General features: G+C 63.1%; 14 protein-coding genes and 1 tRNA gene. 9 read left to right on the forward strand and 6 right to left on the reverse strand.

The window, feature by feature from the left end; translation table 11 throughout:
* Positions 1 to 13: 13 nt before the first annotated feature.
* Positions 14 to 154 carry a hypothetical protein gene (locus tag BM348_RS21150; protein WP_175507111.1) on the reverse strand — a complete coding sequence of 47 codons (141 nt, stop codon included), beginning with the start codon at positions 152 to 154 and terminating at the stop codon, positions 14 to 16.
* A gap of 117 nt (positions 155 to 271) precedes the next feature.
* Between BM348_RS21150 and BM348_RS05295 the strand changes: the two genes are divergently transcribed.
* A complete protein-coding gene (locus BM348_RS05295) occupies positions 272 to 643 on the forward strand; it encodes a 30S ribosomal protein S8e (RefSeq protein ID WP_092903633.1) in 372 nt (123 codons plus the stop codon).
* Positions 644 to 937: 294 nt separating this feature from the next.
* Here the strand turns inward: BM348_RS05295 and BM348_RS21155 are convergent, their stop codons facing one another.
* From BM348_RS21155 to BM348_RS05305, 3 genes are all read right to left on the reverse strand, one after another.
* Positions 938 to 1,096: a hypothetical protein gene (locus tag BM348_RS21155; RefSeq protein WP_175507112.1), complete on the reverse strand. Its 159-nt coding sequence runs from the start codon at positions 1,094 to 1,096 to the stop codon at positions 938 to 940.
* Positions 1,097 to 1,306: 210 nt separating this feature from the next.
* A complete protein-coding gene (locus BM348_RS05300) occupies positions 1,307 to 2,302 on the reverse strand; it encodes a phosphate uptake regulator PhoU (protein ID WP_092902679.1) in 996 nt (331 codons plus the stop codon).
* Between the two features lie 220 nt (positions 2,303 to 2,522).
* Entirely contained in the window at positions 2,523 to 3,011 is a 489-nt protein-coding gene (locus BM348_RS05305) for an NYN domain-containing protein (protein ID WP_092902681.1), read from the reverse strand.
* Positions 3,012 to 3,158: 147 nt separating this feature from the next.
* On the opposite strand from BM348_RS05305, the gene gcvT reads away from it, so the two are divergent.
* The 3 genes from gcvT (at position 3,159) to BM348_RS05320 (ending at position 6,802) form a co-directional block, all read left to right on the forward strand.
* Positions 3,159 to 4,259: a glycine cleavage system aminomethyltransferase GcvT gene (gcvT, locus tag BM348_RS05310; RefSeq protein ID WP_092902683.1), complete on the forward strand. Its 1,101-nt coding sequence runs from the start codon at positions 3,159 to 3,161 to the stop codon at positions 4,257 to 4,259.
* Positions 4,256 to 4,639 carry a glycine cleavage system protein GcvH gene (gene gcvH, locus BM348_RS05315; protein ID WP_092902685.1) on the forward strand — a complete coding sequence of 128 codons (384 nt, stop codon included), beginning with the start codon at positions 4,256 to 4,258 and terminating at the stop codon, positions 4,637 to 4,639. The genes gcvT and gcvH overlap by 4 nt, the downstream gene beginning before the upstream one ends.
* Before the next feature lie 183 nt (positions 4,640 to 4,822).
* A complete protein-coding gene (locus BM348_RS05320; protein WP_245779393.1) occupies positions 4,823 to 6,802 on the forward strand; it encodes a hypothetical protein in 1,980 nt (659 codons plus the stop codon).
* Positions 6,803 to 6,947: 145 nt separating this feature from the next.
* Here BM348_RS05320 and BM348_RS05325 read toward each other — a convergent pair whose 3' ends face one another.
* The gene (locus BM348_RS05325) at positions 6,948 to 7,694 is read right to left on the reverse strand and encodes a competence/damage-inducible protein A (protein WP_092902688.1); all 747 of its coding nucleotides are present in this window, start codon (positions 7,692 to 7,694) and stop codon (positions 6,948 to 6,950) included.
* A 114-nt stretch (positions 7,695 to 7,808) separates the two neighbouring features.
* On the opposite strand from BM348_RS05325, the gene BM348_RS05330 reads away from it, so the two are divergent.
* Complete coding sequence (locus tag BM348_RS05330; RefSeq protein WP_092902690.1) at positions 7,809 to 9,389, forward strand: HTTM domain-containing protein; 1,581 nt, start codon at positions 7,809 to 7,811, stop codon at positions 9,387 to 9,389.
* 235 nt (positions 9,390 to 9,624) lie between these two features.
* On the opposite strand, the gene BM348_RS05335 is transcribed toward BM348_RS05330, so the two are convergent.
* Positions 9,625 to 9,695: transfer RNA gene (locus tag BM348_RS05335), tRNA-Gly, on the reverse strand.
* Positions 9,696 to 9,999: 304 nt separating this feature from the next.
* Here BM348_RS05335 and BM348_RS05340 point away from each other — a divergent pair.
* The 4 genes from BM348_RS05340 to BM348_RS05355 are packed head-to-tail and all read left to right on the forward strand — an operon-like array spanning position 10,000 to position 12,912.
* Positions 10,000 to 10,881 carry a putative RNA uridine N3 methyltransferase gene (locus BM348_RS05340; RefSeq protein ID WP_092902692.1) on the forward strand — a complete coding sequence of 294 codons (882 nt, stop codon included), beginning with the start codon at positions 10,000 to 10,002 and terminating at the stop codon, positions 10,879 to 10,881.
* A gap of 4 nt (positions 10,882 to 10,885) precedes the next feature.
* Positions 10,886 to 11,905: a 50S ribosomal protein L3 gene (locus BM348_RS05345; RefSeq protein ID WP_092902694.1), complete on the forward strand. Its 1,020-nt coding sequence runs from the start codon at positions 10,886 to 10,888 to the stop codon at positions 11,903 to 11,905.
* Between the two features lie 3 nt (positions 11,906 to 11,908).
* Positions 11,909 to 12,661, forward strand: a complete 753-nt coding sequence (gene rpl4p, locus BM348_RS05350) for a 50S ribosomal protein L4 (RefSeq protein WP_092902696.1) — start codon at positions 11,909 to 11,911, stop codon at positions 12,659 to 12,661.
* Entirely contained in the window at positions 12,658 to 12,912 is a 255-nt protein-coding gene (locus BM348_RS05355) for a 50S ribosomal protein L23 (RefSeq protein WP_050050027.1), read from the forward strand. The genes rpl4p and BM348_RS05355 overlap by 4 nt, the downstream gene beginning before the upstream one ends.
* Positions 12,913 to 12,914 lie beyond the last annotated feature (2 nt).

Below are 12,914 nucleotides of genomic sequence, written 5' to 3' on the forward strand. Positions count from 1 at the left end.
CGAGCGCGATTTTTCACTCGAGTGAGTCCGCTGACTCGAAGGGTTCGACGCGGGCGAACTCTCGCCAGTGGCGAAAGCCCCAGCTGCCGATTCCCGTACAGATGATCGCCGCGGAGAGGAGGTAGACGAGCGTATTCGTCGTGAAGACGGCCACCGGATCCGCGATGGCGTGGGCGACGCTCGAACGGAGAAACCGCCACTCCGGCCCGCCGGATCGAACCTGCCGGGCGAAAAGGTTGCATTCAAGTATCCGCCCGGAGTTTCAACGGGTATGCAAGATCAGGGCCGTTCTACTCGCAAGCGAACCGGCGGACGACTCAAGCACATCCGAAACCGACGAAAGCACGAACTCGGTCGCCTGCCGACCGAGACCGAGGTCGGCGAGCCGCGTTACCGAACCATCGACGTCCGAGGGAACGGCGAGAAGACCCGCGCACTCGCGACGAACGTCGCGAACGTCAACGACGGCGGCGAAACGGTCACGACCGAGATCAACGACGTCGTCGAAAACGACGCGAACCCCAACTACGTCCGACGGAACATCATCACGAAGGGCGCGGTCATCGACACCGACGAAGGCACCGCTCGAGTCACCTCCCGTCCGGGACAGACCGGCCAGGTCAACGCCGTTCTTCTCGACTAACGCCGATTTCGTTTCTTTCGGACGACCGCGTGCGACGACCGGGAGCGATCGCTCTGTAGCTTCGAAAGCCGAACCGGTGTAGCGACGGTCGAACTAGTGCTGTCAAAACGCGAATCGAAATCCTCCGAGCGCTCGAGCGGACTGATAACTTGCTAGTATCGATGTGTAACTCCGGGTGCTTCTACGAAATCGAGCGTCTCACACGAATTAAACGGCGAAAACAGCGTCTCAGTATCGACGATAAATCGAGCGATTCAAATCGGTCAGGTTCCATAGCCCTCGAGCCGAACGCCGTTACTCGGCCGCTTCCGCCTCCCGCCCGGTGACGAGCTCGCGGAGTCGATCGGAGTACACCCCGACGCCGATACCGAGCATAAACGTCAGGTAGCTCGGAACGAGTATCCACAGGAGGTTGACGTGTCCTTGCCCAGCGTGCAGTAGTGTTTCGACCATAGCTCGGCTAACTCAACACACGGAAATGAATCTGCCGGTGTTCACATTTATTTCCCGACAACCGACCGGATCGAGCGTAAGTTCGCGGAATTGGCGAGCAGATCGGCGCGTGAGCGCGTCTTTTCACGGCATCTGTCAAGCGAAAGAGAACGGTTCGAGGTCTCCGAGGGAGGACCAAACAAACCACACTGGAAGCCAACGTCGGCGGGATCAGGGACTCGGTGCTGCCTTCTGTAGCGCCGTCTCCGCGATGTTGCCGCCGTAGTCGGCGCTTCTCGAGAGCGAGTCGACGATCAGCCCGAGCGACTGGGCCTGCATGGGCTCTAGGTCCCGAAGCATGTCGTCGATCGTTCGTGTGTGTTCGTCGATCTCGAGAATCCGTTCGCGGGCGGCGTGTCCGAGCCGGTTCGCCTCGTCGCTGTCGTCGGCGAACAGCGCGTCGAGGGACTTCTCGAGCACGTCGAAGGCGTCTTCGCGAAGCGCGACGAGCGCGTCCGCGACCTCCTCCGGGATCTCCTCGAGTTTGAGTGCGAGCTGACTGATTTTGACCGCGTGGTCCGCGACCCGCTCGAGTTGGCGGGCGCTCGAGTGGTAGTCGAAACAATCCTCTCGGGGGACGCCGAGTTCCTCGGCCGATCGAGGCGAGCGCAGTGTCGCGCGGAAAATTCGGGAGACGACGAGCCACAGCCGGTCGACATCGTCGTCGCGCTCGATCACGTCCCGTGCGATGTCGTCGTCGTTCTCGACGAGCGCGGTGATAGCGTCCTCGAGCATCGACGAGGCGATCAGGCGCATGCGAGTCACGGCGTTGACGATCGAAAGCTCCGAAGAATCGAGCAGGTCCTGTATCACGACGCTGTCGGTCGTCTCCTCGAGGACCTCGACGCCGACGAGGCTCTGGGTCGCGTTCCGAATCGCGCGGCGCTGGTCGGTCGTGATCCGGTTCGCCTCGAGGCGGATCAGGTCGAAGCCGCTGACGTACATCGTCATGACGGCTCGGGTCAGTCGGTCGTCCTCGAGACTCGAGACGTCGAGGGTCCCCTCCTGTCTATCGACGTCGCTTTGGGGCGTCAAAAGCAGCGAATCGTCCTCGGGGTAGAACTCGACGGTCGTCCCGGCGCTGACCTGGTTGTCGGTCGCCCAGGATTTCGGCAGCGATACCGTGTACGTCGATCCGCCCGTGACCTGGACTTTTCGCGTCTCCATGTGCAGAGGTTGCGGACATGAGACCATAAATCTATTCTAATCTATAAATCTAATTTCAATCTATAGAGGGCGCCACTATTCGGAGATAGAGCCCTACTCCCGACCGTATTCGGATCGTTCAGATCGGTTTTCGAGAGTAATAAGTAGCTACTCAGTTACGAACGACGATCTATATATCTCTGGCCTAACGGAAACTCCTCTCTACCCAGTGAAGACGAGTTCACTCCGTCAGCGTGACGCCGTCGTCGGCCGCGTTTCGGAGTGCATCCGAGCGCCCGTGGCTTCCGGGAGCGAGTGCGACCGTCCGAATGCCGGCCGTCCCAGCGTACTCGAGCACCGGTTTGAAGTCCGTATCGCGCGAGGCGATGACGAGGACGTCGACCGGGTCGCCAGCGACGAACGCGGTCGCATCGACGGCCAGTTTGACGTCGACGTCGCCGCTGGTGACCACGACCTCGTACCCTCGAGCCTCTGCGGCCTGGATCAACCCAGGCGTCGCGTGTTCGTCGAGGTAGAGCCGGGTGATCCCGACGCGTCCGTACTCGAGCGCCGCGTCGCGAACGTCGTCGAGGTCGACATCGAACTCATCTCGCAGCACGTTCGGGCCGTCGACGAAGAGCCCGACGGTCGGCGACGATTCGTTCGCAGATTCAGGCGCGGGCTCCGACGAAGACTCGAGACGAGACCGAACGCGGTCGAAGACGGACATAGATACTGCCTCGTAGTGGGGGTCTCGAAATAGGTGTGACGAAAGGGCCGCCGCCGGCACTAGGTCGGGTTCGTACCCGCAGCGGGCGGTGTATTCGCACGCGCGGCGACGAAAAGACATTACTATCCCGGGGGTGTCCACACGACTATGCCGCTACAGACGCCGCCACTGCGCGGGCTCCACGACGATACTGGAGCGAAGTTTACAGCGTTCGGCGGCTGGGACATGCCGGTCGAGTTCTCCTCGATCCGCGACGAACACGTCGCCGTCCGGACCGACGCCGGGAAGTTCGACGTCTCGCACATGGGCGAGATTCACGTCACCGGCCCCGACTCGACCCGGCTCCTGCAGCGACTCACAACGAACGACGTGGCGGCGCTCGAAGTCGGAGACGCCCAGTACGCGGCCATCACCGACACCGAGGGGACGATCATCGACGATACGGTTATCTACCGGCTGCCCGACGAGGACGAAACGGCGACGTACCTGTTCGTTCCGAACGCGGGCACCGACGAGGCGATCCACGAGCGATGGATCACCCACCGAAACGAGTGGGACCTCGAGGCGACCGTGGACAACATGACCGACGAGTACGCGATGTTCGCGGTGCAGGGTCCGAACTCGGCCGAACTCGTCGACGCCGCCGCAGACGAGTCGATCGATGCTCTCTCGCGGTTCGATGCCAAGACGGTCACGATCGAGGGCGTCGAGTGCTGGGCGGGCCGAACGGGGTACACCGGCGAGGACGGGTTCGAGTTCGTCGTCCCGTGGAACGACGCCGAGTCGGTCTGGTCGGCGATCGACTGCCAGCCCTGCGGGCTGGGTGCACGCGACACGCTCCGGATCGAGGCCGGCTACCTCCTCGCGGGCCAGGAGTTCGACCGGGAGTCCAACCCGCGGACGCCATACGAGGCCGGCATCGGATTCGCCGTCGCGCTCGAGACCGAGTTCGTCGGCCGGGACGCCCTCGCGCAGGTCAACGAAACGGGCGTCGAGGAGACGCTGGTCGGCCTCAAGTTGATGGACCGGGGCGTTCCGAGAAACGGCTACGATATCACGAACACCGACAGCCGCGTCGTCGGCGCGGTCACCAGCGGGACGATGAGCCCGACCCTCGAGTCTCCGATCGGACTCGGATACGTTCCGGTCGAGTACGCGGACCCGGGGACGACGCTGCGAGTGATGGTCCGCGGACAGTCAAAGAAAGCGCGGGTCGAAACGACACCCTTCATCGAGACAGTACAATGAACTTCGACATTCCAGCGGACAGACGGTACCAGGAATCACACGAATGGGCTCACGAGACGGACGGCCTCGTCCGAGTCGGTATCACCGACTTCGCGCAGGACGAGCTCGGCGACGTCGTCTTCGTCGAGCTTCCCGACGAGGGCGACGACGTCAGCCAGGACGAGGAGTTCGGCGTCGTCGAATCGATAAAAGCGGTTTCGGACCTGTATGCGCCGGTCAGCGGTGAGGTAGTCGCGGTCAACGACGACCTGTTCGACGCGCCGGAACTCGTCAACGACGACCCGTTCGGCGACGGCTGGATGCTCGAGATCGAGCCCACGGACGCGGACGAACTCGAGTCGCTGCTCGCTGCCGACGAGTACGAAGACCAGATCGCGTGAGCGTCTCAACCGACGCGGGCGACTCGAGAACGGCTAGGTCGCCCAGAGCTGGCGATATTCGTCCATCACGGACGTGTTATACTGTGAGAAAGTAAGGAAAATTTACTTATACCCCTAACAACAATCGGGAGTCGTATGCAACAGTGTCCCCGCCGTACGATTCTTGGTGGCATCGGTGCGACTATGGCCGCTACCCTCACCGGATCGACGGTCGCCGCGCCGGACGGCGACCGCCCGAAGGCATCGACGACGACCGAATCCTCGTTCGACGACGTGCTCGCATACCTCCCAGCGTCCGTCGCCGAGGACTCGATGGGCGTGGCCGTCACGAACTACGAACGGATGCGCGAGGCCGACCAGCCGTACGGTCCGTCGCCGCCGATCAACACGGCAGAAATGGACGCCAGCAACGTGTCGAAAAGCGCCTTCGTCACGTCGTACACCGACGAGTACTCTCAACCGCTTACGGTTCTGTCCGGTGACATCGAACTGCCGGAATCGACCGACTCGAGCGAAACTGACGCCGGAGTCGAGTACGAGTACTACGAACCCGAATCCGACGGCGTCGTTGGGTCGGACGGCGACGTCGTCGTCGGGTCGACGGACAGAGAGACGGTGGAGGCGGCGTTCGACGCGAACGCCGGTGAAGCAGATCGACTCCTCGAGGCCGAGTCGGCGATCGAATCGGGACTCTCTACCTTCCCAGAGAGCGACGCACGGTCCGTTCAGATAAGCGACGAACAACCGACTTTAGGCGGGTTCGAAGACGTCGATATCGAGTACTCCGTCACCGCCCAGACCGTGATCGACGCCGACACGATGGAGATGTCTGTCGGGATCGAACTCGCGGACGAGTCGGACGCCACCGACGAACTGATCGAAACGCTCGAGAGCCAGTTCGCGTACGCTGCGACGACGGGCGAGCCCTCGGTCGAGGTCGACGGGTCGTTCGTCAGCACGACGGTTACGCGCGATCTCGCCGCAGAACGGGCGGTCAGGGAGCACGAGAGCCCCGGCTATCTCCAGGTCGAACGCGACTTCGATATCGAGGACGACGACCTCCTCGAGATCGAAATCGGCCGCGGCGACCCGACGCCGATCGAGGACCTCACCCTCGAGATCGACGACGAACCGTACGATCGAGAGATCTGGGCCGACGGACACGGCAAACTCGAGGAAGGCGACACGATCGTCGTCGATATGGACGACGTCGAACCGAACCTGTCCGTTTCGCTCACCCACGAACACGAACTCGGGAGCAGTTCGTCCAGGACGACGATCCTCTCTCATTTCCGGTTCGAGTCGTCATACGACATCGATTCCGGCGAACTCACCCTCGAGTACGCAGACGACTTCTCGCTCGACGGCGAGGAGGTGTTCCTTGCCGTCTACGACGAACGGCCGATCTACCGACTGGACGAAGACGGATCCGAACCGAGGGTGTCGACACAACCGTGGGACGGCGAAACAATGTCCGAGGGCGATACCGCGACGGTCGAAGACGTCGAGGTTGGCGATACGGTCATCGTTGGCTGGAAGGGAACGGACTACGACGACAGCATCTGGCAACACCAGGCCGATCCGCCGGGGAGAGCCCGCTTCGAGTACGAGTATGACAGCGAAACCCTCGAGGCGACGCTCGATTTCGCCCCGATTTCGCCCGACTCAGAGTCGGAGCCGACGGACGACGTCGAGCGCTCGGCGTCCGAATACGAACTCCAGATCGACGGTGAGCCGGCGGACACGCAGTGGACCGACGAGTTCGAAACCGTCTCGACGGGTGCGACGCTCGAGATCGACGACGTGGCCGTTGGCTCGGACGTCGAGGCCGTCTGGGCCGAGACGGACACCCCTATCGGAAGAACGCAAACGCAACCGTCGATCGATCTCGCGTACGACGGCGGAACGGTCGAACACGTCGGTGGAGATGCGCTTCCCGCAGCGGATCTCGAGGCCGAAATCTGGGCCGAGAACGGTTCCTACACGCTCGCACTCGGAGACGAGATCGACGGCGACTTCGAAGACGGCGATTCGTTCACCGTCGACGCCGAGAGCGTGACCGACCGCAGCGGCGACGACGTCGACGAAATCGGCGCCGTAAATCACGTGTTGGTCCGATACGACGGCCAGTATCAGGTCGGCTACGCGTTCCCGGAGCGGTAACGTCGCCTCGCTGAGTTCTGAGCCGTTGCGAACGATCCTCAGACAGTAGCGAACGACTGTCCGGGCAGTTGCGAACGGCGCTCTGTTTTTTAATCGACACCGGTACTCGACAGCCGATGCGACTGCTCAGTGCCTCGAAATCGACTCAGTTGGATTCGGGTGGTTCTCTCGTTTCGACTTGCTCTGCGAGCCACTCTGCGGCCGCTTCGACGGTATCTTCGTCGCTTCCTGTAACTCGCAAGCGACCCAACCGGTCCTCGCTCTGGGGATAGCTTCCGACGGAGACGTCGAACCGCTCGTCGACCCCCTCGAGAACCGTTCGAAGCGATCCTTCGGGTGCGGGCGTGAAGACGGTTTTCGAGACGACCTCGCCCGAAAACTCGGCTTCGACGGTCTCGAACATGGCCTTCATCTCGTCCGGGATCCCGGCGAAGACGTAGACGTTCTCGATCACACAACCCGGCGACCAGCCGTCGTCGATCACGATTGGTCTCGCGCCCTCCGGAAGCGAGGCCGCGGCGTCGACGTCGAACTCGAGGTCGTACTCCTCGAAGAACTCGGGCCGTTCTTCGCGGAGGTCGCGGCCCTTCTCGAGGAGTTGCTCTTTGACCGACGGGACGACGGCGAGATCGCGCTCCAGTCCGGCCGCGACGGCCTCGAGGGTCACGTCGTCCGGCGTGCCGCCGAGACCGCCGGTGACGACGACGGCGTCGAAGCGCTCGCTCCACTCCGCGACGACGTCTGCGATGAGGGCTCGATCGTCAGGAATCGTCAAGATGCGACGAACCGCTCCGCCGCGATCGGTGATCTTCCCGGCGAGCCACGATGCGTTTGTGTTGGTCGTTCGGCCCGCGAGCAGTTCGTCACCGATCGTGAGGATCGCGACCTGCATACCGCGACGTTCTCGTCGTCGACGGTTATATCTCGCGCTGGCGCACCCAGCCGTCGGGGAGGGGAAAACACTTATAGAGCGGCTTACAACCGCGTAAGCGAGTAAACTCCATCGATGGTCGCCGATCGATCACCGCCGTCTGGCTCGAGTGGTGCCGACACCGGGTCCGGTTCGGCGGGTCGATCGACGACTCCGGCGGTTCGATCCTGGATTTCGGCGGTCCGATCGGTGATACGGCCGCGGCTCGGAATCGATCTCCGAGCCCTCGCCGCGTTTCGAATCGCAATTGGGCTCGTCGTTCTCGGTGACCTGCTCTTGCTTCGCGTTCCGGGGCTCGTTCCGTTCTACACCGACGCTGGGGTGTTCCCCCGGTCGGCGCTCGCCGAGACCTACCCGACGTTCGCATCCGTTTCCGTCCACGCGCTGTCGGGGTCGCCGTGGGCGCAGGGGGTCCTCTTCGCGATCGCCGCCGTCGCCGCGATCTGTCTGTGTCTCGGTTATCGGACCCGTCTCGCAACCCTCGTCTCGGTCGCGTTGCTCGCCTCGCTCCAGCTCAGGAACCCGCACGTCCTCAACGGCGGCGATACGATCCTGACGTCGCTGCTGTTTCTGGGACTGTTTCTCCCGCTGAGTGCTCGATGGTCTCTCGACGCTCGTCGTCGGCATCGAGGTCCGGGCGGACGTTCGTGGTGGGGCACAGACGGCGGTGCTCGAGTCGTGTCCGTCGCGACGGCGACGGCGCTCCTCCACCTCGTCTTCATCTACGCGACGAACGCGGTGTTGAAGTTTCAGAGCGAGCCCTGGATGGAGGGCGTCGCGGTCGAGCGGATCTTCCATCTCGAGCAGTTTCTCGCCCTGCTGGGTCCGTTTCTAACCGGGTTTCCGCTCGTCCTCACCGCGGTCAACTGGGCCTGGGTCGGAACGCTCTCGGCCGCGCCGCTCCTGATCGTCCTCGCCGGGCGGGGCAGAACCGTGGTCGCCGCCGCCTTCGTCTGCAGCCACCTCGGGATGGCAGCGACGATGGAAATCGGGGTGTTCCCGTTCGTCATGGTGAGCGGACTGTTGTTGTTCCTTCCCCCGCGCGTCTGGGATCGCGTCGAACGCAGTCGGACGCGAGCGTTCCTCGACGGCCTCGAGTCGCGGATCCGACACACCGTTCCGCGTCGACCGACGACGCCCTTGCCGTCGATTCCCTCGGCGACCGTTCCGGCCGCGCTCCGACGAGTCGGCCGTGTCGGCGTCGCGGTAGTCCTCGCTACCCTCCTGCTCACGTTGGTGCTCTGGCAGACGGTCCAGGCCGGTTTCGTCGACTCGCCGGCTCCGGAACTGACCGCAGAGATAGACGACGTCGGTTGGGTGTTCTTCGCGCCGAATCCGCCGGACGCGTCGAGGGGCTACGTCGTCGAAGCCGAACTCGAGTCCGGCGACCGGATCGACCTCGCGACGGGCGAGCCTGCCACGCTGGATCGGCCGCCGGATCCGATCGAAACCTACCCCAGCACCCTCTGGAAACGATTTGGAGGGAACATCCGCTCCGCCGAACCGGGCCAGTTCGAACCCAGCGTGGAGTACATCTGCGATCGATCGGCCCACCGGATCGAGACGGTGACGATTTACAGTCTCGAGCAACCGGTCGGCCCGGACGGCCCAACCGGCGAGCCCGTCGCCGACGAGCGGATCTCGAGGACGTGTTGAGACGAGACGGTTCGAGCTCACGGAAATAGCGATAGCTCCCGCTTCACAAAACTCGCGGAACTCGGTAAAATTCAAACCCAGACGACCGCTGTCACTCACGAGTTTGTTCGCGACAGAAATGCGTTGGCTGGGATTTGAACCACGCCGAGACGATCACTCGCTTCGCTCGGTGCTGCGACTCGTCTGATTCAAACCCAGACAGATATTTCTCCTCACGTGATTGTTCGGAGAAATATGCGTTGGCTGGGATTTGAACCCAGGTTGTGACCATGGCAAGGTCACGTGATACCACTACACTACCAACGCCCTGCTACACTTCTGAATACATCGGGAAGGATGTATAAGGGTTGCGAATCGACTCGCTCTCGAGAGACAATCACACGACGGCGTCGATTTCCCGGCCTCGAGCTCCAGTCCGCTGGAAACCACCGAATCTGCCGAAAAACGGCGGTCGACCGAACGCGTTAGGTGACGCAACTATGCGTGTGGCTGATACGCACGAATTCGAGACTGTCAGAGTGTCACAGCCGGAAACGATTCCGCTACCCTTTTAAGATCCCGTCAGGAAATATCGCTACAGTCTAGTGACGAGGCGCCGAAGCGTCACGGTATGACCACACGCGTACTCGTGCCGTCGTCGCTCGCTCGAGAAGCCGAGGACAAACGCGAGGCGACTCGCAAACTCGGATACGTCGCCCGCGCGGCGACGATCTTTCGGGCTGATCGCCTGATCGTCTTCCCGGACCGGGAGGGCGAAACGGGGAAATTAGACGGCGGGTTCGTACGCACCGTACTGCGGTACGCCACGACGCCTCCGCATCTCCGAAAGGAGATCTGGGGCAAGCGGGACGAACTGGAGTACGTGGGCGTCTTACCGCCGCTCCGCGCACCGTCACAGACCGGCTCCGAATCCGACGATTCGGGGTCGAAAAGACACGGAATCGTGACCGAGGTCGGACCTGATCAACGCGTCCGGGTCAATTGCGGTCTGCAACACCCGATCTCTCTGAACGTGCCGTCGGAGATGGCACTCGAGCAGGGAGAGCGCGTGACAGTCAGGATCTCTTCGCGACGACCGGTCCGTGCGAAAATCGTCGGCAAGCCCACACAGGGGTTGTCGATCGAGCAAACGGACCTTTCGGCGGCTCTCAGCCGTGAGGATGCTGGCGTTCGAATCGCAGCTTCCCGGTTCGGTGAAGCGCTCACCGTGGGGAAACTCGAGACGCTGGCCGGACGAATCGAGCGGGACGGTCTCACCGTCGCGTTCGGTGCGCCCGAGAGAGGGCTGCCGGCAATCCTCGGCATCGACGCCGACACCGTGCGAACGGATGGTGTCGCGCGACTCGACGCCGCGGACGACACAGACGTCGAACCCAACGGCGATCCGGGGTTCGACCTCTGGCTCAATACGGTTCCGAACCAGGGAAGCGACGTCGTGCGAACGGAAGAAGCGCTGTTCGCCACGCTCGCTTCCCTCACACTGAGAGCGTGATAGAATGCCACAACCAAACGCACCACGCAAAGGCTCACTCGGGTTCGGTCCACGACAGCGTGCGACCAGCGAGGTCCCACGGTTTAACTCGTGGCCGGACGACGATGGACAGCCAACGCTCCAGGGCTTCGCGGGCTACAAGGCCGGCATGACCCACGTGGTAATGGTCGACGACGCCGCTAACTCGACGACCGAGGGAATGGAGACGACCGTTCCCGTCACCATCGTGGAGACGCCGCCGATGCGCGCCGTCGCTCTGCGTGCGTACGAAGACACACCGTATGGTATCAAGCCGATAACCGAGGTCTGGACCGACGAGTTCGAGGACGATCTCGATCGCGTCTTGGACCTTCCCGGAGATGACTACGACGTCGAGGCTGCCGAAGCCGACGTGCGCGACCTGCTAGAGCAGGGCCGCGTCGACGACGTTCGCGTCATCACCCACACAGTACCCGGTTCCGTACAGTCGATCCCGAAGAAGAAGCCGGACGTCATGGAGACCCGCGTCGGCGGCGGTTCCGTCGAGGAACGTCTCGAGTTCGCACTCGAGCTGGTCGCCGACGGCGGCGAGCACGTCCTGAACGACGTCTTCCGCGCCGGCGAGTACGTCGACGCGAGCGGCGTCACGAAAGGGAAAGGAACGCAGGGACCGGTCAAACGCTGGGGCGTCCAGAAGCGAAAGGGCAAACACGCCCGGCAGGGATGGCGCCGCCGCATCGGTAACCTCGGTCCGTGGAACCCGAGCCGCGTTCGCTCGACGGTTCCACAGCAGGGACAGACGGGCTACCACCAGCGAACCGAACTGAACAAACGCCTCGTCGACATCGGCGACGGCGCAGACGCGACGGTCGACGGCGGCTTCGTCAACTACGGCGAAGTCGACGGGCCGCACGCGCTGATCAAGGGCTCGCTCCCCGGGCCGAACAAGCGTCTCGTACGCTTCCGCCCGGCGATCCGACCCGGAGACCAGCCGCGCCTCGATCCCGAGGTTCGGTACGTCTCCACCGCATCAAACCAGGGATAACCCATGCAGGCAACAGTACGCGACCTGGACGGTGCAGACGCAGGGGAAATCGAGCTCCCGGCGGTCTTCGACACGCAGTTCCGCCCGGACCTGATCGCCCGTGCCGTCCGCACGTCACAGGCCAACCGAAAACAGGACTACGGCGCCGACGAGTTCGCGGGCATGCGAACGCCCGCCGAATCGTTCGGTAGCGGCCGCGGCATGGCCCACGTTCCGCGAGAGAACGGACGCGCACGACGCGTTCCACAGGCTGTCTCGGGACGAAAGGCACACCCGCCGAAAGCCGAGAAGGACCAGACTGAATCGATCAACACGAAAGAGAAGAAACTGGCCGTCCGCAGCGCGATCGCTGCGACGACCGACGCCGAACTCGTGGCCGAGCGCGGTCACCAGTTCGACGACGACGCCGAGCTCCCGCTGGTCGTCAGCGACGAGTTCGAGGACCTCGTCAAGACGAAGGAGGTCGTCTCCTTCCTCGAGGAAGTCGGCATCGACGCCGACATCGAGCGCGCCGACGAGGGTCGAAACGTCCGATCCGGACGTGGGACGACCCGCGGACGGAAGTACGACACGCCGAAATCGATCCTCTTCGTCACCTCGAGCGAGACCGGTCCGTCGCGGGCCGCTCGCAACCTCGCCGGTGCCGACGTCGCGACCGCCGCCGAAGTCAACGCGGAGGACCTCGCGCCGGGCACCCAGCCGGGCCGACTGACGGTCTGGACCGAAAGCGCACTCGAGGAGGTGGCCGAGCGATGAAATCGATCATCGACTATCCGCTCGTCACCGAGAAGGCGATGAACGACATGGACTTCGAGAACAAGCTCCAGTTCGTCGTCAACGTCGACGCCACCAAACCGGAGATCGAAGACGTCGTCGAAGAGCGCTTCGACGTCGGCGTCACCGACGTCAACACGCAGATAACGATGAACGGAACCAAGAAAGCAATCGTCAAACTCTCCGAGGACGACGACGCACAGGAAGTCGCCTCGCGAATCGGGGTGTTCTGAGA

It is taken from the genome of Halostagnicola kamekurae, from assembly GCF_900116205.1.
Classification (GTDB): Archaea; Halobacteriota; Halobacteria; order Halobacteriales; family Natrialbaceae; genus Halostagnicola; species Halostagnicola kamekurae.

Excerpts from the sequence above, each read along its gene's own strand:
- BM348_RS05305 (WP_092902681.1), bottom strand. The coding sequence starts at position 3,011 with ATGTCCGTCTTCGACCGCGTTCGGTCTCGTCTCGAGTCTTCGTCGGAG.
- BM348_RS05325 (WP_092902688.1), bottom strand. The coding sequence starts at position 7,694 with ATGCAGGTCGCGATCCTCACGATCGGTGACGAACTGCTCGCGGGCCGA.
- BM348_RS05320 (WP_245779393.1), top strand. The coding sequence starts at position 4,823 with ATGGCCGCTACCCTCACCGGATCGACGGTCGCCGCGCCGGACGGCGAC.
- BM348_RS05345 (WP_092902694.1), top strand. The coding sequence starts at position 10,886 with ATGCCACAACCAAACGCACCACGCAAAGGCTCACTCGGGTTCGGTCCA.
- BM348_RS05355 (WP_050050027.1), top strand. The coding sequence starts at position 12,658 with ATGAAATCGATCATCGACTATCCGCTCGTCACCGAGAAGGCGATGAAC.
- gcvT (WP_092902683.1), top strand. The coding sequence starts at position 3,159 with ATGCCGCTACAGACGCCGCCACTGCGCGGGCTCCACGACGATACTGGA.
- BM348_RS21155 (WP_175507112.1), bottom strand. The coding sequence starts at position 1,096 with ATGGTCGAAACACTACTGCACGCTGGGCAAGGACACGTCAACCTCCTG.
- gcvH (WP_092902685.1), top strand. The coding sequence starts at position 4,256 with ATGAACTTCGACATTCCAGCGGACAGACGGTACCAGGAATCACACGAA.
- BM348_RS05295 (WP_092903633.1), top strand. The coding sequence starts at position 272 with ATGCAAGATCAGGGCCGTTCTACTCGCAAGCGAACCGGCGGACGACTC.
- BM348_RS05300 (WP_092902679.1), bottom strand. The coding sequence starts at position 2,302 with ATGGAGACGCGAAAAGTCCAGGTCACGGGCGGATCGACGTACACGGTA.
- BM348_RS05330 (WP_092902690.1), top strand. The coding sequence starts at position 7,809 with ATGGTCGCCGATCGATCACCGCCGTCTGGCTCGAGTGGTGCCGACACC.
- rpl4p (WP_092902696.1), top strand. The coding sequence starts at position 11,909 with ATGCAGGCAACAGTACGCGACCTGGACGGTGCAGACGCAGGGGAAATC.
- BM348_RS05340 (WP_092902692.1), top strand. The coding sequence starts at position 10,000 with ATGACCACACGCGTACTCGTGCCGTCGTCGCTCGCTCGAGAAGCCGAG.